Source organism: Chryseobacterium sp. YR221 (genome assembly GCF_900176315.1).
Classification (GTDB): Bacteria; Bacteroidota; Bacteroidia; order Flavobacteriales; family Weeksellaceae; genus Chryseobacterium; species Chryseobacterium rhizosphaerae.
Window position 1 is genome coordinate 1 of the sequence record NZ_FWXM01000007.1, and the last position, 23450, is coordinate 23450.

At 31.2% G+C, this 23450-nt stretch carries 12 protein-coding genes; 6 read left to right on the forward strand and 6 right to left on the reverse strand.

Annotated elements, in window-relative coordinates:
- Nucleotides 1–690, forward strand: a 690-nt coding sequence (locus tag B8967_RS22590; protein ID WP_228406255.1) for a type IIL restriction-modification enzyme MmeI, incomplete at its 5' end; no start/stop codon positions are given.
- Here the strand turns inward: B8967_RS22590 and B8967_RS18875 are convergent.
- Complete coding sequence (locus tag B8967_RS18875) at nt 687–1847, reverse strand: type IIL restriction-modification enzyme MmeI (protein WP_084087172.1); 1161 nt, start codon at nt 1845–1847, stop codon at nt 687–689. The genes B8967_RS22590 and B8967_RS18875 overlap by 4 nt on opposite strands.
- Nucleotides 1848–1859: 12 nt before the next feature.
- Nucleotides 1860–2237, reverse strand: a complete 378-nt coding sequence (locus B8967_RS18880) for a hypothetical protein (protein ID WP_084087174.1) — start codon at nt 2235–2237, stop codon at nt 1860–1862.
- A gap of 91 nt (nt 2238–2328) precedes the next feature.
- Between B8967_RS18880 and B8967_RS18885 the strand changes: the two genes are divergently transcribed.
- From B8967_RS18885 to B8967_RS18905, 5 genes are all read left to right on the forward strand, one after another.
- Nucleotides 2329–3489, forward strand: a complete 1161-nt coding sequence (locus B8967_RS18885; RefSeq protein WP_084087176.1) for a site-specific integrase — start codon at nt 2329–2331, stop codon at nt 3487–3489.
- 199 nt (nt 3490–3688) lie between these two features.
- A complete protein-coding gene (locus B8967_RS18890; protein ID WP_084087178.1) occupies nt 3689–5632 on the forward strand; it encodes a DUF262 domain-containing protein in 1944 nt (647 codons plus the stop codon).
- 405 nt (nt 5633–6037) lie between these two features.
- A complete protein-coding gene (locus tag B8967_RS18895; protein ID WP_084087180.1) occupies nt 6038–7807 on the forward strand; it encodes a DUF262 domain-containing protein in 1770 nt (589 codons plus the stop codon).
- Nucleotides 7794–9923: a DUF262 domain-containing protein gene (locus B8967_RS18900; protein WP_084087182.1), complete on the forward strand. Its 2130-nt coding sequence runs from the start codon at nt 7794–7796 to the stop codon at nt 9921–9923. The genes B8967_RS18895 and B8967_RS18900 overlap by 14 nt, the downstream gene beginning before the upstream one ends.
- Before the next feature lie 428 nt (nt 9924–10351).
- The gene (locus B8967_RS18905; protein WP_084087184.1) at nt 10352–11494 is read left to right on the forward strand and encodes a 1-acyl-sn-glycerol-3-phosphate acyltransferase; all 1143 of its coding nucleotides are present in this window, start codon (nt 10352–10354) and stop codon (nt 11492–11494) included.
- Between the two features lie 505 nt (nt 11495–11999).
- On the opposite strand, the gene B8967_RS18910 is transcribed toward B8967_RS18905, so the two are convergent.
- The 4 genes from B8967_RS18910 to B8967_RS18925 form a co-directional block, all read right to left on the reverse strand.
- Nucleotides 12000–14648 (reverse strand): Eco57I restriction-modification methylase domain-containing protein, encoded by a 2649-nt coding sequence (locus B8967_RS18910; RefSeq protein ID WP_084087185.1) that lies wholly within the window; start codon nt 14646–14648, stop codon nt 12000–12002.
- Nucleotides 14649–14651: 3 nt separating this feature from the next.
- Nucleotides 14652–17489, reverse strand: a complete 2838-nt coding sequence (locus B8967_RS18915) for a helicase-related protein (protein WP_084087186.1) — start codon at nt 17487–17489, stop codon at nt 14652–14654.
- A gap of 39 nt (nt 17490–17528) precedes the next feature.
- Nucleotides 17529–22760 (reverse strand): DEAD/DEAH box helicase, encoded by a 5232-nt coding sequence (locus B8967_RS18920; RefSeq protein WP_084087188.1) that lies wholly within the window; start codon nt 22758–22760, stop codon nt 17529–17531.
- Nucleotides 22761–22960: 200 nt separating this feature from the next.
- Nucleotides 22961–23431 (reverse strand): hypothetical protein, encoded by a 471-nt coding sequence (locus B8967_RS18925; protein ID WP_228406256.1) that lies wholly within the window; start codon nt 23429–23431, stop codon nt 22961–22963.
- Nucleotides 23432–23450: the final 19 nt, after the last annotated feature.

The following is a 23450-nucleotide window of genomic DNA, read 5'->3' on the forward strand; positions in this document are numbered from 1 at the left end:
GCTCTTTACAATGCCATATCTGAGTTAGACCAGGTAATGGTTTTAAATCGTCATGCTAAATATTTATTGATTTCTATTTGTAAAAATGATATTGTCTTTTCTGAGGCAACTGTGGTATTTGCTCTCAATACGTTTTCAGAATTAGCCATATTAAATTCTTCTGTCCATGATGTCTGGGCATGGAAAAATAGTTCAACAATGGGAGCTTCTACATTACGTTATTCTGGTACGAACGCTTTTGAGACGTTTCCCTATCCGATAGTTAAATCTGAGAAATTAAATAGCTTGGGAAACGAGCTTCATCTAACTCGTTTGAAAATAATGAAGAATTATCAATTAGGTCTAACAGATTTACAAAATAAATTTCATGATATTTACCTTAATAATAAAGGTGAAATATATGATGATATAATTAAACTAAGAGAGCTATACAAATCGATTGATTCCGAAATCATTAAATTATATAAATGGAATGATATTGATTTGAAGCATAGCTTTTATGAATTAGAGAATCTTCCTGAAAAAGACCGAATAAGGTTTACAATACATCCAACTACTAGAAAAGAAATCTTAAATCGATTACTATTATTAAATCTTGAGCAATCAAAGTGTGATACTTTATATAAAATTGTTAATAAAAGATCGAAAATTGTTTCAAAAAATTCAAATACTTTGTTTCCCGAAGATTAAAATAACTTCGGGAAATTGTTTTCTTTCATTTTATTACCTGCCTTTTTATTTATAGGTTTAATGCTTTTTGAACCTTCGGATATTTCCTCTTTGTGACGTTGATGATTAAGCATCAATAACCGTTTTAATACTTCCTTACGGGCATCTGGATGAACAGAAAAACGTATCCTATCATTTTCTGGCAGATATTCAAGCTCATAAAAATCATGACTTAAATCTATGTCACTCCATTTATATGATTCTATAATTAGTTTATCCAGTTTTATAGCAATTCTCCTAAAATCACTAAAATCACTAACAATTTCATTAGTTTCAATATTAATTTGTACTCTTGACAAATATTTTATTAGGAAACTTAAGTGTTTATTTTTTAGATCTATTTCATTTTGTATTCCTTTAGAGTGATATATATTATAAAATCGAGTCAAGCCAATTTTATATTTGAGCATTATTAACTTTCTAACATTGTAATAATTCCTTCCTAAATCTTCAATCTCATTTCTCATATCTCGTGAAATTTCTTCTGGAAAAGGAAATGTTTCAAAAACCTGTGTTGGGGCATAACTTAAATCAGCTTTCATTGTGCTAGAATATTTCCAAGCCCAATATATGTGAAAATTTGATTGTAAAAAGGCAAACATTGTAAACGAATTATTTGCGAATACATTTAATTTAGCATCTAAAACTTTATTTGGTTTTGTGAAAGCAAATGCAGTAGTTTTAGAAACTTGGGCAATAACCATTACCTGGTCTAACTCAGATATGGCATTGTAAAGAGCTGGTCTTTTTTCACCATATATCCACCACTTTTGAGGTAAAGGCTTTCTTAATGCATACGTTCCGATAATTTCATTATCATTATTATCTCTTTTCCATCGTTGTCTTTCTGGCTTAACCAACTTCTCTATAATTTCATAACAATCAGGATAGGTCTTTGCTTTCTCTTCATCCCAATCAAAGAAATTAATAACCCATCTAGATGGTTTTTGTTCAGGATCATTATTTAAGTCATCACCATTTAAATAAGGGAAAAGTACATCCTTATTACGTGGGTCTTTTTTAATGAGTTTTTCGGCTTCTTCAGGAGATAAAACAAACCCTTTTCCAAGTACAATACTACCTTGAAAACTTTTCCCTTTATTAGCCGCTAGAGGCATAGGTTTTCCAATTTATGGCTTCTTTGTTGCACGGCTTCCTCTTTGAGCATAAACACCTATAATTTCATTATCATTATTATCTCTTTTCCAGCGTTGTCTTTCCGGTTTAACCAACTTCTCTATGATTTCATAACAATCAGGATAAGTCTTTGCTTTCTCTTCATCCCAATCAAAAAAGTTAATTACCCACCTTGAAGGATGTTGTCCAGGATTGTTATTTAAATCCTCACCATTGAGATAAGGAAACAGCACTTCTTTGTTTCGGGGATCTTTATCAATCAAAGCCAAAGCTTCTTCGGGTGTCAAAACAAATCCCTTTCCCAACACTATACTACCTTGAAAACTTTTCCCTTTATTAGCCGCTAGAGGCATAGGTTTTCCAATCTCCATAATTTGATTCAATATCTACTGATTTTTATCATTTTAAAATTATCTCTTTACATATTATGAATAAATTCACTTCACAAATACTTCAGTTACTATGAGCATACAGATAAGCTATCGGTTTGTACAAAAAAGAGAAAAAAACAAACAAGGTTTATATCCAATTTATTTAAGAGCATTTTTAAAAGGAAAAAAAATAGAAACAGCTACTCCTGTTACAATCCCTTTACGAGACTGGTCCTTGAGAAATCAAAGAGTCAAAACTCAAAATAAAAATCATGAAAGGTATAATATGATTTTAGAGGCAATAGATAAAAAGTCTATTAAATTATTGGTTAACAATTTTATCAATGAAGAATTCCCACTAACCCTAACCCAGTTTAAAGAACGATTACTATCATTAAATCACAATTCTGATGAAAAAAGTTTCACAGATTATATCTTAGACTATTTGGAAGAAAATAAGGCTAAATTCAAATCAGAAACCTGGTTTGGATATAAGTCTCAAATTACTAAAATCCTTAAATTTAAAAAGGAAATTTATTTTTCAGATATTAATGAGAAATTTATCAATGATTATAAGCAATACATGCTTTATACCCTCGGAAATAATGAAAACACAGCGAGTAAAAGTTTAAGGGTATTACGAACATTCGTTAACATTTCTATCCGTTTTGGATATATAAAAACAAATCCATTTCAGTATACTTCCATAAAAAAGGTGGACGGAAAGAGAGATTTTCTCTCAATTGAAGAGCTAAATACACTTACCGAATATTATTTAAAAGATGATTTTTCTGAGCCAATACAAAAGGAGATTCTTAGTTATTTCTTATTTGCCTGTTATACAGGACTTCGGTATTCTGATTTAAAAAGCTTCTCAGAAGACTCTTTAGTTAATGATTCAATACACCTTAGAATGCATAAAACAGGATACTTAGTAAATATTCCTCTCAGCAAAAAAGCAAAAAGTTTTATCCCAGAAAAGCCTTTTAGTGAAAATTACATTTTCAAAGTATACTGTAATAAAGTAACCAACAGAGTTTTGAAAAAAATTGGAACTACATTAGATTTTAATAAAAAACTTACATGCCATGTGGCAAGACATACTTTTGCAACAGTATCAATTTCATTAGGTATTCCTATAGAAGTAGTCAGCAAATTATTGGGACATACAAGCATCCGGACAACACAAGTTTATGCAAAGATTGTTGATAATGTTAAAATAAAAGAAATGGGAAAATGGGATAAAATATAATTTATGATTTTATTTTTTAATAAAATATTATTGTCTAAAAATTTAAGCCTATCTTATTATTCAATTACGGTAAACCATAATACAATAAAGCAATTTTCACTATTTTTATCTTAATTGTAATTAGCTTATAATTTTAACATGCTATTATAGTGATTAGCAATAGGAAATAAAAAAACAATAACCACATAAACTAAAAATCATGTCTGAAATATTACCATTTAAACAGATATTCCATAACAAAATATTTCGCATTCCTGATTACCAAAGAGGTTATTCATGGGAGGAAGCTCAATTAGATGACCTTTGGGCAGACCTTTCAAATATTCATTTGCAGAATAATGCTTATCATTTTACAGGAATACTTACTATCAATAATTTCTCAGATTATGATTTTGAAAATTTGTCCAAAGAAGGGTTTGAAAATTTGATTGATAATGAAAAAAAACAAGTAAAGCTTAATGAGAAATATTATCAAGCTTATAATCTAGTAGACGGACAACAACGTATAACAACTATATTAATTTTACTTTCTCAATTATGTCAAAAGCTTAAGGAATCTGAGCATCGTCAGAAAATAACTGAAGAATATTTTTTTATATATGATTCTGGAAGCAAATACTTATTTGGATATCATGTAGATGTACCCTCCCACAATTATTTAATTAGAGAAATATTTGAAGATGAATCCTATGGTACAGAAGATGTGGAGACTCTTTACACTCATAATTTAGATTTTGCTAAAGTATTTTTTCAACAAAAATTGAAAGATTGGTCGCAAAACAACGTTAAAGATTTCATTATAAAAATTACAGAACGTTTACTTTTTTCAGTGCTCAACCTTAGTGAAACAGAAGGAAGCAATCTTGATATCTCTATGGTTTTCGAAACTCTAAACTTTAGAGGCAAACAACTGTCTGGACTTGAAAGGTTTAAGAATAGGATTTTATACCTTGTATCAAAACAAAACTTTGGACAAACACAAATACTAGCCAAACGAAACTCTATCAATAAGACTTGGCTTGAAATCTATAAATGGCTTGGACGAAATCCCAATCCTAAAAAAGTAATGGATGATGATGCCTTTCTTAAAGCCTTTTGGTTACTATATTTTTCCCACGAAAAAATGGTAGCCAGTGATTTTAAGTCTTATCAAAAAATTCTATTTGAAAAAGATTTTGATTTGATGAATATTCATAATAATCAATACATTATGAACCCTATAGAGCTTCGAAAATGGTTAAATTGTATGAAGGAATCTGTCATATTATGGTACTTCATCCATAATCCATATGAAGTAGATCAGGATTTGGACTTTAGATATCATTACACTTCCAATATTCAAAGATCTCTATTAAGACTTACTAGCTTTCCTTTTGGTTATGGTAGGTATATGCTCAATCTAATATTAGCAATTTTAGTTCGTCTGTTGCCCAAAAAAGAAGACGACATAATCTCCGAAGAACAAGAACAAGCCTTATTTACTATAGAACAGTTTTTATGGGCTGCTGAGAGACATAATATTATGTGCTTTTTATTACATGGTAACAAAACTAATTATAATCAGGAAGCTACTTTTAGAGATATCAATAAATATTTTAGAACCGGAAATGCAGCAGAATCAGGAATTTCTCTTAAAGACCAATTATTAAAAAACAGAGTAAGCCATTTTACGTGGACAGATGTAAATCGCAATTTATCACTTGGGAACTATTTTTATACCTGGGATGGAATTCATTTTATTTTAAAGGAATATGAAGAAGATTTATCTGGAAATATGGTGGAGCGAGAAATTAGTGTTAATAGAATCTATCCTGAAGAAGAGATGAAAATAAGAACTTCTTATAAAGACATCAATCGTTTAGGAGTTGCAAAAAAAAGAAAATATTCTTATGCCTTAGGAAATATATTTATGTCAAATAATAGCCAAACATTAAGAGACTTCAATGCCCATAAAATCCGTATAAATAATGCTATAAACAATAATAATATTATTTATGAATCCGAAAAAGAACTTTTAAGTTATGATAGTTGGGAAACGATTAACATTGATGAAAGGAGCCAAAAAATTTTAAAATTCCTAATTAATAAATGGCAACTTCCTCAACCTGAAACAACATTTTGGTTAGAATATTTTCTAGGATAATTTCTCAAAGAATCTAACAAAAAGATGTAGAAATTTACTCTCAGAAAATTATAAAAGTATGATCTCAAAAAAAATTAGCAATAATATCCACCGCTTGTTTTTCATCAAAATTCAAAAGCGCTTCCATCCGAATTTTCAATACTTCATAAATTTTTTCCAGTAAGGATCTTAAATAATTTCTTTCTGTTCAAATTGAGAAATCTTTTTGTGGTTCCAGTCTTAATCCAGATTAAGAGCCAAAACCAATATTTTATGAAATTTCTTAAAGCATGTATAATGGAGGTTTATCAAATTTTACGTTTTCCCATAATCAGGAATTAAAGATTTTACTTATCATTGTGATCTATATCCATCATTCATGGGAATTTCCATGTCCAAAACTAGTAACGATTATAAAAAAAACAAATGGCCGAGCTTATATATAACGTCAAGAATTTATTTTCTACTGATACTGAAGGATGCTTATTGGATTATGATGTCCAATACTTTCATATAGCTGCTTATCAGCGAGGATATAAATGGGGCTCAGATAAAAATGGAGCAGTATCAATTCTTTTAGAAGATTTGTGGGTTGCATTCTGTAAATCTCGCGAAAGTAAAGTACCAATTGATTACTACTTACAATATATTACTCTTAAAAAGAATAATCAAACAGTTTATTTAGAAGTAATTGACGGGCAACAAAGATTGACGACACTTTCCATTTTACTTTCAACTTTTTCTTTCATACTTAATGAAAGTAATATATCAAATCTAAAATTGGATTATGCCGTACGCTCCAACTTTTTTCAGCAATATATTTATAATAAAGATCAAATTTCAAAACTATTTGAATGCAGTTGGGATAAGCAAAAGGGTTTGCTTGTAGATAATCAACCATTCAACGATCAAGACACATATTATATATTTTGTGCTCTGCAAAAATGTCATCAATTTATTAATGAGATACGTCAAGATGATATTAAGGATTTTTATGATTTTGTTTTAAATCAGGTACAAATTATTGTAAATGTTGTAGAGCATGTTAATAGTGAAAAAATATTTTCAAATTTAAATAGTAATAAAATACCATTAACCGAAACAGAGCTTATAAAGGCTCTGTTTATTACCAAGTATGCACGTCTTAATGAAAGTTTACAAAAAAAAACATTCCGAGAAATACAAGAACAGCGGCTTATTCTGGGAAAAAGATGGGACGAAATAGAAAACTGGGTCAATACCAAAGAAATAAAGTCTTTTTTCTTTGGTAAATTCATAAATCCAATGTTCGGTTTTTTAGTTTTAGTGGCTAAGACTATGAATACTAATCAACATTTCCAAGAAAATACAAATCATCACGAATTATTTAATTTCTTCAATCAAAAAGACATAAGAACTCTTCAAGAAGAGCTATATAATTCATTCTGGGGATTGAAAGATTGGTTTAAAACCCCTATTATTCATAATAGATTAGGCTATTTATTTTTTCACAGGGGCTCTAATTTATCTATCATAAACTTTGCTAACTATTTAAAGTGCCTATCTAAAAATGAATTTCATAAACATCTATTAGAAAAAATCATTCAAGTTATCCCTATAGAATTCGATGAGATAAATTATGAGGATAGTAAAGATGATATTCATAAAATTCTTTTAGCATTAAGTGTCTTTTCATCTGCTGAGAAATTTAACTTTTATAGTTATATAAATGAGAAATGGACATTAGAACATATCTTTCCACAATCTCCTGAAGGGAAAAAAAATGTATTGGCAGAAACAGATAAGGCAAATATTTTAGAAATGATAAAAGCTGAAGACAAAAATTATGTTTCAAAAGTTTTAAAAAAACCAGAGCGAACCAAGGAAGAAAAAGAAGTCTATACTGATGCAATCCAAAGATCTGGTTATATTCATCATTTAGGTAATATGTGCTTATTATCTAATGTTGATAATATCTTAAATGGATGTGGTTTTTATGATGAAAAAAGAACAAAAATTCTCAACAGAATAAAATCTGGCGGATTTATTCCTTCACACACTATTGAAGTATTTACAAAATCTATGTTCGAAACTGATCCTGATGATTTTACCAGATGGACAAAGACCAATATTGATAGTCATAAAATAATTATAAAAAATCGAATAATGGATTTGAATAATGATTTAAAAAAGCAACAATCAAATGAAAGCAGGTAAATACAATATTAAAGAACTTTTTACAAATAAAAATATTGAAGCCATAACAGTTCCAGAAATTCAGAGAGATTATGTCTGGACTCAAACTCAGGTGGAGGGATTACTCAAATCAATAATAGATGATTATTCAATATTTGAAAACAATAAAAATGAATTAATTGTTACAATTGATTCCGATAAATCTTTTGAAAAAACATTATTAGATTACTATAATTCTATAAAGTATAGTTCAAATATTGGATTTATATATGCTTATAGTGACCGCGAATATCCGGATAAGTATTTTCTGATTGATGGCCAACAAAGATTGACTACCATCTATCTGATTTTAGCCGTTTTAGCATCAAAAGATAAAGAATTTAATGAAATATTTCGCAAGTCGTTTTTTAACAATGAAAAATCATTTATAGAATATCGTGTAAGAGAAGCCAGTTTATTATTCCTTAATCATACTATATCACATATAACTCAAAATAAAGATATTGAATTAAAAGACCAATATTGGTATTATAATTTTTATGAGAATGATAAAACTATACAATCAATTATAAACAATATATTAGTTATTAGCAATTATATTGATATAAATATAGATGAAATAAAACCTTTCAAAGATTATGTATTAAGCAATGTTCAATTTTGGTATTTTGACACTAATATTAGTGAGCAAGGAGAAGAATTATATATTTATATGAATGCTCGGGGTGAGAATATGCAGTCTAATGAAAATCTCAAGGCAGACCTATTGATGAACATTGAAACTTTAGACGAAAAAAATCAATGGGGAGAGAAATGGGAATTATGGCAAAATCTTTTTTGGTTAATAAGAGGTGATCATGAAAATGCAGATATAGTATTTAATGAGTTTATATACTGTATTGCAGGTATGGAAAATTCTATAAACAAAATAGGAATACAGAAAGAACCAAAAGATAAAAAGTTTGAGCTCCCAACACATAATGAATTATTAGCTTGCTTTCAAGAAAATGGTCTTTGCAAAATTGAAAGCTATATCAATGCTATTACACTTTTAAATTCTGGAAAGATCGAAGGACATTGTAATCAAAAAAATATTTATTTAAACTGGATATTTCAATTAAAAAATGAAATCATACAACTATTAAATAATGATAATACAAATTGGTTTGCTAATGTAAAAGATAAAAATAGAAATACAGAAAGGAATAAAATGGTTTTAGCATGGTCTGTATTAAAAGTATTGGAGAGTTATAATCACAAATCTATTGATGATAATTTGATTTTTTGTTTACGTATATTTTATAATAGATACCACAATTTTAATAGGGGTGTGATTAAAAATATTGAAGATGCAATTTTATTTTCTAATAATGGTTTTGAAAATATTCTAAAACAAACATTTAAACAAGATGATGAAATCGATGATGAAGAAAAGGAAAATGAAGAATTTTTGAAATATAATTATATTACTAATATTCGTAAAGATTTTGAGAAAAATAATTTCTATGCTATCATATCAGAAATTTGGAAATTGGAAGATCATCCTACAAATTTGGATGGAAGATATGTTGGAAACACAAACAGCAGTCATTTAATTGATTATGAAGAACAGCCAGATTATGATGAAATAACTCTAATAAAAAATAAATTTTACGAGCTTATCCCTCTGGATAATTATGGTAAGGAAATTTGGGATAATTATGGTATCTTACTGAATTGTTTAATATCTTATGGTACTTTTTGGAATTCCAGAGTAACTAATGATTATGATAATCTTGATTTCAATAATGAAAAAAGAATTATCCGGGATGTAGACTCTAGGGAGGATAAATGTTTTAAAAGGTTCTTTCAAACTTATGTCCAAACTAAAAACCTAAAAACACTAGCAGACACTATTATCACAGAAACACCATATAATTATAATACAGAGAGTTGGCTAGAGGTAATACAATGGTATAACCATCATTTAAAAGAAAAGCTATGGGACCAAGGATATTATATTGCTGTTGGAAATCATAATTACAATAAGATAGATAAATATTTTACAAATTTCCAACAATTCGTAAATACAAAAGGAGATTTCAAAGGAGGTTCCCCTCAAATTCTTTCTAAATTAGTAAAAATTAAGACTAAATAAGAGTGTTATAAAAAAATCATACGAAGATATTAAACAATAGAAAAAAAATGGTATCACTTGTAAAAAATAACTTACTGACTATCAAAAATTAAAAACATTAACAAGTCTTTTCTATATAGTAAGTAGATACTTCATAAAATTGATAATTATTTCTCAATTAAAAATATTAAAAAACAATTTGAAAAGAAAGATAATTGCATTGCTGCTTATCACGAAGTGTTTAATTTGGGAATAAATTTACCCCATACTATAAAAGTAAATAGACGATCACTTGTAAAAGTGGTCGTCTTTATTTCCCACTTTCTACACTTCTAAGTTCATTATTTATCTAACTTCTAAGCCAATCATAATACTTTCATCTACATTCTACGGCATTCTCATATAATTTTTGTTCTTTTGCAAAAAGGTTTTAAATTTTAAATAATTGCATGTCGAAGTTTGATGAAATCCGGTATTTCCATGATCAGGAGGTGAATGAAGCGTTAGGGAGTGTATCCCGCGACCCTATGATGAAAGCGCTGATGAATTTTACTTTTCCAGATACGGATGAGCAAATTTGGCTGGAACAGTTTAAAAATATTCATTCCATCAGTGATTTTCAGAGGCATTTTATAGCACAAACCGTTCGTCAGATCCTTACGAAAAGTTCTGACGGTTTGACGACTTCAGGTTTCGATCAGCTGGATAAAAATACCCCTTACCTTTTCATTTCGAATCACAGGGATATTGTCTTGGACACTTCCCTACTTAACCTTGCCTTACTGGAGAGCGGCCACATTATGACCGCTTCGGCCATTGGTGACAACCTTGTTGGGAGAAAGTTTCTGAATGTATTGGCCAAACTGAACCGTAACTTTTTAGTTCAGAGAGGGCTGTCGCTGCGTGATCAGCTTAAAAGCTCACAAATCATGTCCGAGTATATTGAGCAGCAATTACACCAGGAAAAGCGTTCTGTATGGATTGCTCAGCGTGAAGGCCGTGCTAAAGACGGTAATGATGCTACTCAGCAAGGCGTTTTAAAAATGCTGGCAATGGCAGCGGGAGATCAGTCCCTGACGGATTATTTTAAATCTTTAAAGATTGTTCCCATCTCCATCTCTTATGAATATGATCCTACCGATTCTTTAAAAATGCCCCAACTGCTGGCCAAACACAGAGAAGAGGAATACATAAAAGGTAAAAATGAAGATTTTACCACCATGCTTAGTGGTATATTGGGTCAAAAGAAAAGAATTCATCTGCATGCCGGTCATGTCATTGACAAAGAACTGGATGATATTGCAGCTACCATTGAGAATAAAAATAAGCAGCTGCAAGCTGTTGCTCAGATCATTGATGATTCCATTATCAGGAATTATAAGCTATGGCCAACGAAATTTATAGCCTATGATCTGCTTCATAATACCCAGACCTATGCTTCACAGTATACCGAACAGGAAAAACAACTGTTTATCCGAAGACTGGAAATGCGTATTGATCCTTCTGATCCCGTTTCTAAAGAATATTTCCTATCGATGTATGCCAATCCGTTAATCAATAAAATAAAAATTGAAGAAAGCTTTTCAGGATAACAGACTTTAGTGGAGCATTGTTATTTTGTCAATTTGAAAATCTTTTTTAAACCATAGATTTAGCATATTTTTTTGCCATTTTTAAAACATACCCCTTCATTTCAAAAGAAAATCAGAGGGTTTCAACAAACTTATGTGAACTTCTCAGCAGTTTATTTGTAACTTCATTCTCCTAAAGTGTTCCTAAAACTTTTGTGCCTTTGTGGTTATAGCTTTCTCCCGGCAGCTCAGGTAAAATTGACTCTATACCGCTCGATTTTAATGGAACTGATATTTTTTCATACAGCTTATTCAGCGACAAAGTCGCCCTACTTTGCATTCTTACAATAAAGCACTCAAATCACTATTCCTTTGCGTTTAAAAATCCATCCAACTTTAATTGAATACATAAAGTTTTTTAACGCAAAGCTTTAATTTTATTACGCTTACTATTAAGTGAGCTAAGAGTAAATCGATTTCCAATCGATTTTGACGAAGCTTACATTTCAAAAGAAAATCAGAGTATTCATTTAACTTCGGAATCATCTAAATATGAAGTTATTCTTTCTACTGCCTTATTATCTAAAATAATTTTATCTTTCCATTCACCTTTATGAATGGTAATTAATGAAACTTCTACTGCAGCCTGACCTGGCCACTTCATTGAACGAATAGCATGGTTAATCACTCCATTACTTGAACAGATGACATCCAAACCACCTTCTCGGGCGGAACCTTGTGCAATAGTATTGGTAGAAATTAAAGATTGGAAGCCATTGATCTTAATAACATCAAAGATTCTTCTGAAAAAATAAGTTACTAAATCTACTGCACCAATCGGCCGGTATGTATATTTTATATATTCAAGGAAATTAGTTCCATAATTTCCACTTAACTTTTGCCCACCTAAAAACGGTGGATTTCCTAAAATACAATCAAATCCTCCATTTTGAAAAACTTCCGGAAATTCTAAAAACCAGTGAAAAAACTTCTTCTGTTCAGCAATTACCATACTGATACCACGATCTAAGATTTGTGCTCCGGAATTAAGATAAGTTTTATATTGGCTATAAGTTGTTAGTTTGTCTTTATTTTCTACTGTTTTGGGAATGAAAAATTGTGCAACTTGCAAATCAGCCAATTGTTTAAGTCGATACCATTTCTTGCCATTGGTTAAATCATAATACATTTTGGATTTTTGTGCAATCTGTTCAGAAGTATGTTCAGGCAACTGATTGAATTGCTCCATGGATTTTTGTATATCCGTAAAATCGGTATCTACTGTATTTAAATCAAATAATTCGCTTATTTGAAGTTTACGTTCTGTATCATTACGTTTTTTTAAAGCAGATGCTATTGCCTTATCATCACCTGCTAAAGTTTTGAAGGCTTCACTGGCAATACCTTCGTGAAGATTTTCATAACGAGCCAATCCTATAATTGCATTTCCATTTTTGATGTGGTGATCTAAAAAGTTTAATGGTTCACCTGGATCGTGAGCTTCCAACCATAGGGCTACTTTACAAAGTTCTACAGCCAATGGATTTAAATCAACCCCGTAAATACAATTTTTAATGACATCTCTAATTGCTGTTCGAAGAACAGATGGTGTCGGTTGATCTTCATTACTTCTTAAACGTGCTAATTCGAATCCAATTTTTCTGGCAGCAGAAAGTAAAATATGTCCACTTCCACAGGCAACATCGCATACTGTAATACTTAATAATGCTTTTTCTGGATCGGATTCTCTAAGCTTATTTGCTATAATATGATCTAACGAGTGAGTAATGAGAGGTTTTACAAGTTCTTCAGGAGTGTAGTGTGATCCCGATGCAGATCGATCATTTCCTTGTTTAAATCTGAATTCTCCATTTTCTATTACAGGCTCAAATTCTAGTAATCCTTCATACACAGAACCAAATTCTTCTACATCCAGATCTGCATAGTTTACCCGAATGGTTTGTTGATTTTCATTCTCGAAAGTAACTAAGTATTTAAAAACATTGAGTACATATTTATTATTTAGTATTGTTTTTTCAATACTACCGATTGCATGTTGATTAAAGATACCAGACCCAAGAGCATCAATTCCCAATTCTTTACCATAGTGACTATCTTCAAAAAGCCTAAATGTAGTTAACAATGACTGCCAGAGATCTGTTTTTTTCGGATCAATATAAAGAGATTTGTTAACAAGATAGGTGAGACGTTGGATACTGTAATATTGGTAGTAAATATCTTTAAATTTCTTTTCACTTTCTGTGAGGTTTTCTTTATAAATAAGATTTCGTTCCTCTATGACTAAAAGAAATAAAATACGATACACTGAACGCAATATATGTAGATAATATTCTTTTGCAGATAATTTTCCTTCTTCAATAGTATTTCTTAATTCAAAGTTTTCTTGTTGTGAAAGCAATCCGTTTGCTAAAGTTATTATTGACTGCTCTACAGCTAAACTTAGTCGTTCACGAATACGAGACCCAGATGCTAAGGAATCGTTATGATAAAACTCTAGGATAGAATCTTTACCATCTTCTTTTTTATCGTTAATACGAGAAGAGTGAAGTAATCGATAGAAAATTGCAAATTCTGCATAATGGCCTTCTTCCATCATTTGTTCAAGATTGAATTCAAGATAACTTAATCTTGAAAGCCTTGTAGCATCACGGAGTACACGGAAATGGTTCCCATTGGTTACAAAACCATAAATATGTTCGGTAGAATTGATATATTCCTGGATCAGTGAATGTGGTGAAAGCCTTGGACCATTTTCTGCCTTTTTATCCATAGATTGTTCACTTCCAACAATATGTATAGGGAAATCATCTTTATTAGAGGCTCTATAGGATACTGCAAAAGACTTTCCGTTCACAATTTCGGCGTTAGAAAAAGCGACCTGATACCCTAAAAGATTAAGAAGCGGAACAATCCAGTATTTTCGGGTCTCTGAAATTCCTTTATCTGTCTCTGAAAAAGCATTCTTCTTTTGTTTAAAAATTTGCCAGTGAGTATTTAGCAAGCTCCATGCATTGCTTATTTCATCCCTGACCTGTTCATTTGGCTTTAAACCAAAATCTTGTGGTTTCTGGAAGCTAATGTCGTCCTGACGTATTTTTTCCAGAATTTCACTTGTGAATATATTTCCTTGTATATTTATTGTTGTTAGTTTCATGGTTTAAAAAAGTGCTTTAGGTTTTGGCAAGAGGATGTAGATGCCCATAATATCAGGAGGTAATACTGGAGTAGATTTTTCATAGCTTCGTCCCCCAATTAATGTTTTGAATCTGCCATGTGCTTCTACCAATTTATCTGCACGTTGAGTTGCTAGTTCTATAAATGCATCTTTCTTAGTCTCAAATGACTTTAATTCTGCATTTAAAAGTTGTTGTTGCTGTTCCAATGCCATATTGCTCAAAGGTATTGCCTTATTCAATAAATGTTGAGCTTTTGTAAAGTCTATAGGCTGTAAACCTTCTGAATTCTCGGTATATCCCCACAAATACATTTCTTCAGCTACCGATTCATTTTTAGAACGCACTTCTTTTACAACATTTCTCACTCTAAACATTACTAGAGTTGTTTTACTTTCAACACTGTCGGTTTGGATTACACTTGTTCTTGCTAAACCATAAGGATTGCCCTGTTCTTCAAAAGCATTACTTATAATATAATGACAAAGTTGCTCTACAAAGCGATGATTTCTTCCTATATATTGATAATTCTTAGGAGTAGGTGAAATAAAAGCAATTCGGGTTTCTGTTTTACCTTTCAGCTGTTCTGGTTTAGATAATAAAGCAACTTGTAAGTGCTTTGGAAGATTTGTTGTTTGTACTTTATATCCTTCTGAATCAATAGCAACTGATGCTCCTAATGCCTGTAATGCAAATAATGTAAAATTCTCTACAATCTTGGGATCTCCAATGGCTTCATCTACTTCTTGTAAATCCTTTTTAATGGCTTCAGCATCCACAGATTCTTGAGCAAAAATGGATCGTAAGTTTTCCCCCTTTTTACGAGCCATTTCTAGTTCATTATCAATTCTTATTTTATCTTCTACAAATAGTGTTAATTGTTCTGCTTCTGATTCAGTCTTCAAAAGTTTTTGAGTCAACTCAGTCATCAATGACTTATTATTTTCTCCGATGGGAATAGTAACACCTATACTTTTTTGAATTTCACGGACTTTACGAATCAATACTTCCAGAATAAATTTATCCATAGGATTATTTTCGCCATAAAGCATATAGGTTTTAATCTGTGTAGATGTCTGTCCGAAACGGTCAACACGACCTTCCCTTTGTTCAATTCTATTGGGATTCCAAGGCAAATCATAATGTAGAACAGCATTGAAATAATCTTGTAAATTTATTCCCTCACTTAAGCAGTCTGTTGCTACAAGAACTCTTTTATCATGTTCTCCCATTCTTTGAATCTCTTCCTTACGTTGTTCATCTGCAAGTTCAGAAGTAATAGCCTGTACTAATATATTTTTAGGAAGTGCTTCTTTTAGCTTTTCTTCTACATATTTTGCTGTAGAAATATAATGACAGAAAATAATCGGTTGAAAGCCTTCTTTTAACCATTTTTTGACAATATCAATGGTATGCTTTATTTTAATATCTGCATCTGTATTTTCATTCAGATATTCTGCACTGTTCAATAACTTAGTAAGTCCTTCCAGTTCTTTTGTCTTATAATCAACCGCATTTAATAAATCAGATCTGGAGAAATCAACTCCAAAGTCATTTTCTTCGAATAATGTATATTCTAGAGCTTCAGGCCCAACTTCTACAGTTAAGTCTTCTATAGTAAGTTTTGCTTGCCGTTTCTCCAACATTTCTTTAGCCATACTAGGACTTGACATAGCCCCTTTAATTAAAGCAATTGCAGCCCAGGAGCGTAGGAGCCTGGTATTCTCATTGTCTGTTTCCACATCTGAAATTCCCCTTGCAAAAGCTACCAATTCATTATAGAAAGCTTTTGTTTCTTCTGAAAGTGTAAAACCTATTTCTTTAGAATCTCTTTCAGGAAATAAAGTATCTTCATTTAGCCATCTCCGAATATTTTCACGTTTTCGCTGTATAAAATATTGAGCAATTTTTCTTCTGTCTGCCTGTTCAAGCCTTTCAAAATTCAAATGTTGGAAATTAGGATTTAATAAACCTAATAAAGAAAGAAATTCTTCATCCTTACCGCTGTGTGGTGTAGCGGTAAGTAAAACAAGGTGACGACCTTGATTTATAGCAACATCATGAACCAAATTATATCGTTGTTGTTGGTTCTTTGAAGAGGCTCCTTTGGGAAGTGTACAGGTATGGGCTTCATCTACAATAACTAATTCAGGACAGTTATTTAAGAAAATACTTCTACGCTTATCAGTTTTGATATAGTCAACTGAAATTACCTGATATGGAATATGGTAGAATACTGAATGATCATCAGCTACCATGCGATCTAATCTTGATGCTGTACTGGAACGAATAATCTCAGCATCAATATCTAATTTATCTTTTAACTCTTGCTGCCATTGTTCGCACAAGTGTGGTGGACATATTACAGCAAATTTTTTAATTTCTCCTCTTTCAATAAGTTCCTTGATGATCAATAAAGCTTCTATGGTTTTTCCGATACCCACATCATCAGCAATCAATAATCGGGTAACATCCTGCTTTAATGCCATTACCAATGGAACCACTTGGTAGGACCTGGGTCTGAAAGATAGTTTTCCCATACTTCTGAATGGTCCAGCTGCATTTCTTAAAGAAAGCCTTGATGCATTATAAAGTAGTTTTGCCGTTTCAAAGTTTCCGATTTGATTGGAAGTAGGTTCTTTAAAAGTAGCTTTTTCTATCGCTTCAATATCTTTTGCTAAGGGCAAAAAAATACCTGTAGTTTCTTCATCAGAACCACCAAGAGGTTTTACCAGTATAATCTGATCTTCATTGGAAGGAAGAACCATCCAATCCCGATTACGGTATTTTATTAAATTTCCAGGATTATATGTTTTATTCATTGTTTTCTTGTGTATTACGTGCTATAAATCACGTGCTGATTATTGTACTTTTCTGAAAATATCTTTCCGTCTTTCCATCAACTCTTCCAAAGATTCTGTATGATGCCACCGAATAATATCATGTGCCCCTTCTTTTAGTATCTGATCAATCATTTCATCACGTTTTTTTATTTTGTGAAGATCATGAATAGTACCATCACAGAATATCAATGTGAATCCAAAATTATTTTTAAATACAAAGTCTGCATTAATGTAGTAACTATCTAAATTTACTTGTGCTTTATCAGGAAGTGTATATCCATTTTCATAAAGATACTTTATAAATTTAAATTCAGTACCACTATTTTTATCATAAGCATTCAATAAATATTGGTATTGTTCTTCTCTATCATTTTCACCACCTTGTATTAACTCAATTTCACAATCCATCAAATACTCTAAGACATCTTGAATAATATAGCGACTAAGTTGTTTATGATAGATCTGGTTATAATAACTTAATAGATCTTGATAGGTTGCATGAGGAAGGTTCTTACCTTTATCAGTCTCTTCTCTGGTTTCAGGATCAAAATGGAGTATTTCATAACTGGCCTTAAACCACTCTTTCATTTTTATAGGTTCGGAAATTAACTGCGATAAAATACCAAGAGACCCTTCTGATGCCTCATGAATAAGAATGTTGGGTTTTTCCCTATCTCCCATAGTGCTAACTGCTATCTCATTTTCTTCTACAAGAAACAATTTTTCTATTCCTCTTTTAAGTGCATAACTTAAGGAAATAACCTGATCTGGGCTTGTTCCAATATTACCGAGTGGCTGAATGTAAAGGATATCTGCAGTTTCTTTTGTGTAAAGCATTACATCTCTGGAATTTTGCTGCAATTCTTGATTATTATTTAAGTTACGTTCTCGTACCCAAACTCCATTTCTTTGGTCAATTGTAAACCCCTCTTTTTTAGATCTTCTGGCTTTTTTATTAACCTTAATAAGATTTGCAGTTTTGCTAAAAAATAATTGTAGAAGTTTTTCACCTCCTTTTTTTAAAACAACAGATTTTGCATTTTCAATTCCATGAGGAAAATTAAAATATGATAAGATTTCATATCCGGAGCGATTTCTTTCTTCTTCAATACAAGATATTTTTTCTGATGGTATGCCTTCACATTCAGAGAAATCTAAAACATTGGTATACATTTCAATAGCATCACCTTTTAACTGGCTTTTACTAATAGGATCGATATTAGCTATTTTAATATCATCGTTGAGATAAGCATAGCCAGTTTTATTAGATACAAGAATTTTTTCAGTAGCATTTTCGATGTCTGGCACAATCATCCTGTTGATTTTAAATTTACTACCTGAATGATAAACCATATTAGCAGGTCCGAATTCAGCTAAGGCTAATGAACGTGGTCGTGAAAGTACTTCAACATCGTCACGATAACTTTTACCTAATATTACTCTAACAGGAAGACGAGTGAAGTTGTAGCCAGGCAAAAATCCTTCAGCAGCTAAATACCTAAATATATAAAATTCTGAATTGGTTGAGTTTTGTTGTTGTTCATTTTTTAACAAAGCAATTTGTTTTCTTGCAAATCGTTCTTGTTTTGCAGCTTCTCTCTTTTCTGTACTATCAGCTTTATAAGTATGATTATCTAGGATTGCCTGCGCTTTATTTCTAAGAGTACATGCACTTTTAAACATTCTAATCCAACGGGTGAATGATTCTTCAAATAGTGTTGGAAATTTTTCTATTCTGTTTAATATCCATTGTTGAGTAAACCAATTGGTTTTATTAAGCTCAGGTAATAAAGAATAAGCTATTTTTTCAAATTCTACTGCAAAGTTATTTTTTGAATTAGAAATTGAATGTTTTATACTATTTAAAATATTATACTGAACAATTACATTTGTTTCATTTGATAAATCTAATACCTCAGCGACGGAAGTTTTTAATTCTTCTATCTCGAGTTTCATTAGAAGAAAGGCATTTAAATGAGTAATTATCAATTCTTCATTAATCAGATCAATTCGTGGAGGTTGGACTACACCCGCAACCATTTCTGCAGAATTCTTAAAGTAGTTTACATCATGTGGTGACATTGTAGAGCAATAAGTAAAAACTAATGCTGTTTGTCCCCCTCTTCCTGCACGTCCGCTTCTTTGTGCATAATTGGCTGCATTAGGAGGAACATTTCTCATATGTACAATATTTAAATTAGCTATATCTATACCTAATTCCATTGTTGGAGAACAATATAATGCTGATATTTCTCCTTTTCTGAATTGGTTTTCTCTCTCAATTCTTTGCGTAGCATTAATTTGTCCTGTATGTTCTTTTGCTATTAACTCTTTCTGAAATTTTGTAAAATCTGTTTTGTACAAATTTTGAAAATACCCGTTTGGAGTTAACTGAGGAAGTTCTACTTGAAAGTTGAATCGTGTATTATCCAGTTTCACAGTTTTTTGATCTCCTTTTGTCCATAATAATTGATCTGCCCTTAACTTATAATAGTATAAATCGACATCCTTTTTATCCTGTTCACATGTAAGTAAGTTTGTGCTAGTAAGTAGTGTTAGCAAATTTTGAATAAATTCCCGATATTGATCTCCCTTCAATTTTTGAGAACCTGACTCATCGCTACAACGATTAATATATTTTCCTAAATTGGATCGGAGTCCCATTGACACTAGATATTTCCCTTTTGGTCTTTGAGAGGGAATGGTAATAACCATTTCGGCAGGTTTATCTAAATTTTCATTATAATCAAGAGACCATAATGAATCAGAAGATAGTCTATCCCGCATCAAATCTTCTATATTGGCTATTTCTTTAAAGAATTTATGATCAAGAGCAAAATTGGTTCTAAAATAATCAAGTACATTTCTTAAAAACTCTTTTCTATATTCTTTAGATTGATATCTCAGGAAATCAAGAGTTTCAAAACGATCATCCAATCCTGAAAGTTTATCTAAGCTTTTATAGTTTATATCTAAAAGTGCTACTTGCTCTAGGTTAGGTAATGTATATCGCCATCCTCGTTTCAAATCTTGAAATATTCTATATTTTAAATAGTTTTTTAGAGCTTCTATATTTCTATCATCTGGAAAATCATCATCTTGTGAAGGATATACTGCATAATCTCTCTCTTTTAGTTTTAATATTTTGAATAATGATTCGGCTATTTCATGTATTTCAAGAGGAGTTTCGTTTTTTTCTAAAGCCATGTAAAGTGCCGATCTTAAACGTACAGTAGTATAAAAATCATTAAAATGTCCTGATTGTAAGGATGCATCTTGCCTATTATCTGTAAAGCTCAAAAGTTTTTGATCCTGTAATTTTTCTTGATCTTGAAGACTATTAATTATGGCGTAAGAAATTACTGAAGTCGCTGTACTTCTACCTTCAGATCCTAATCTGGAAAGTTTAGTGAATTCATTTACTTTACTATCTTCATAAATAATTTGAGCTGTTGGGTCAATTCTTAGTTTTGCAGGAATAAAATAACCTTTAATAGGAAACTCTGGCTCAAAGGAAAATTGCCCGTCACTATTAAAATATATTTCATGAGGCATCAACATTTGATAGTAAGGAAGTAAAGCTGTGCCTTGCTTGTTCCACCATTCAGGAGGTACTAAATCATTAAAATCAACATTCCAAAAATCTTCACCTTCGTCTAATATTAGGTATCCAAACTTAAAGTCCTCCAAATCTGGATTTTTCTCATTAACCTCAGTTCTTTTCTTATTAACAAATTCCTTATCAGGAATAGCCGGTATAAGTTCATTTTGATGAAGGTTTAATTCCACACACAAAAATTCATACCCTGAATAACGAGAAAAAAGTAACGGATACAATTTTTTTTCTTTATCATTTATTTTCAGATATTGCTCATCTGAAGAAACGATTTGTCGTGTATCTCTTGGCTCTAATGTTACTGAAATGGAACCGGTTTGAGAGATAAATTGATGAAAACGAAATGGTAAAAAGGATTGGCGTTTTCCATTTTTTCTACTTTCTTCATTAATCCTTTCTGCCCATTTTAAAAGATCATTTATACTCTTTTTAATATCATCTGTAAATAAAGAAGTTTCTTTATGTATTAATTCTACTATATTATCTATATTTCTTGGTATACCTCTTTCTAATACTCCATGATTAGATTTTAAAGCAATATTCATTTCCAGCCAATTTGCCAGATCATTTTCTTTAAAATTCTCTTCAGTACCATTTGAATTAACGCCATTTCGGATAGCGTTAGCTAGTTGAAATGGGTTAACCTCTTTGGCAGAAGTGCAGGGTTCAAGATATTCATTGATAATATCATCAGTTGAAAATTCTTTACCAAATATTTGTGTAGCCACTTCTGCTACTTTTTTCTTTTTTTCCTCCGGTGTACCTTGGGAAGCCATAGTTGCAGAAGTTCCGATAAAAATTAAATCATTTTTTGAAAGTGCCTGAACCCTGCGATTTAATAAACTTACATCTGCTCCTTGCCTTCCTCTATAGGTATGTAATTCATCATAAACAACATATTTGAGATGGGTTTCTATAGATTTTCTTAACCAATCTTCAGTGTATCTGGTCATTATTAATTCCAACATCATATAATTGGTCAAAATAATATCTGGTGTAATATTTTTTACCTGATCCCTATCAATTGTGGATTCCTGGCCAGTATATTTTGCAAATGTAATAGGAAATCTTTCTGTTGATAAGCTTTCTAATTCATTTATAATTTCATCCAGTGTCTTATTTTTCTTTTCAGCTTCAGGAAGGGTAACAAATTGCTCTAAATAACTAATTTTATATTTTTTTATTTCCTCTTCTTGGGAATTGATTAAAGCATTCATTGGATATACCAATATTGCTTTAACACCCTCCTTTTTTTCTAATCCTTTTTTTAAAAGATCATTAAAAATAGTAGCTAAAAAAGTTAATGATTTACCTGATCCTGTACCGGAAGTTACTATAAATCCTTTATCTTGAACACCTTTTTTGATTGCTTCAACCTGATGTCTGTATAATTTATATGATCCAAAAGCTCTTGGTAAATCTGGATGTACTACATTCTCTTGAATTAATTCATTAAAAGATTGCCCTCTTTCAAAAGAGGGATTAAATTGTATAAGTGGTTCTGGTAGAATATTATTGACTAATGTAGATTCATTAACAAAGTCTGAGATTCGCTTATCTTTAATATTAATAAATGATTGCAAATATGATTTATAGTCATTTATTACTTGTTCATGAGTTTTAAAGGCATCCATCGTTGATTATCATTTAGTTTTTAGTATAAACTGTAAATATAATCAATGAATCTGAGTTAAAAAAAGGTAAACCGTAAACGATATAATAATCCAGGATTTTTCTATTATTATGTTTTTGTATTTTTAATTGCTTCTTTAGTTTATATATAATGATACTTGGTATTTCATGAAGGGAGAGCTTTTTTTTATTAAAAATATTACTAGGAAAGAATTTTCCCCCTCCTACACATCCACCTCCTCAGTCTCCACACCGGCAAATACACAAAAATCACAGACAATATCCCAGCCAGTGTCCCAACCACCACAGCCATTGCCGTAGCATCCAGCTTATAATCCTTTGAAAAATTATATTGTCCTAGAAAAAGCATAGCTAAAACCAAAGAACAGGTAATCACGCCATGCAGAATACTCAGCTTGGTCATCAGTTTTTTTATATTCAGCTGTTCATCTACGGTAAACTCAATGGCGCCTTGTCCGGCGGCATCGGTGACTCTTTTGATGATATCTATGGTGAGGACAACGGGGAGAAATAGGGCCATGGGTAGGGTAAGGCGGGCCAGATTCTGTTCGCCGGAGAAAAAATGGGTGTAGCCTAATTCTTTGAAGCTGGCATAGGCGATGATGAAATTGAAAAAAACATTCGGAAGGACATAGTAAATCGTACGCTTCATAAGAAAGCGTTTAAGGGTT

What these genes read in the sequence shown, in the direction of transcription:
- B8967_RS18900 (WP_084087182.1), top strand. Translation starts at nt 7,794, where the DNA reads ATGAAAGCAGGTAAATACAATATTAAAGAACTTTTTACAAATAAAAAT.
- B8967_RS18905 (WP_084087184.1), top strand. Translation starts at nt 10,352, where the DNA reads ATGTCGAAGTTTGATGAAATCCGGTATTTCCATGATCAGGAGGTGAAT.
- B8967_RS18875 (WP_084087172.1), bottom strand. Translation starts at nt 1,847, where the DNA reads ATGCCTCTAGCGGCTAATAAAGGGAAAAGTTTTCAAGGTAGTATTGTA.
- B8967_RS18915 (WP_084087186.1), bottom strand. Translation starts at nt 17,489, where the DNA reads ATGAATAAAACATATAATCCTGGAAATTTAATAAAATACCGTAATCGG.
- B8967_RS18885 (WP_084087176.1), top strand. Translation starts at nt 2,329, where the DNA reads ATGAGCATACAGATAAGCTATCGGTTTGTACAAAAAAGAGAAAAAAAC.
- B8967_RS18910 (WP_084087185.1), bottom strand. Translation starts at nt 14,648, where the DNA reads ATGAAACTAACAACAATAAATATACAAGGAAATATATTCACAAGTGAA.
- B8967_RS18920 (WP_084087188.1), bottom strand. Translation starts at nt 22,760, where the DNA reads ATGGATGCCTTTAAAACTCATGAACAAGTAATAAATGACTATAAATCA.
- B8967_RS18890 (WP_084087178.1), top strand. Translation starts at nt 3,689, where the DNA reads ATGTCTGAAATATTACCATTTAAACAGATATTCCATAACAAAATATTT.
- B8967_RS18895 (WP_084087180.1), top strand. Translation starts at nt 6,038, where the DNA reads ATGGCCGAGCTTATATATAACGTCAAGAATTTATTTTCTACTGATACT.
- B8967_RS18925 (WP_228406256.1), bottom strand. Translation starts at nt 23,431, where the DNA reads ATGAAGCGTACGATTTACTATGTCCTTCCGAATGTTTTTTTCAATTTC.
- B8967_RS18880 (WP_084087174.1), bottom strand. Translation starts at nt 2,237, where the DNA reads ATGGAGATTGGAAAACCTATGCCTCTAGCGGCTAATAAAGGGAAAAGT.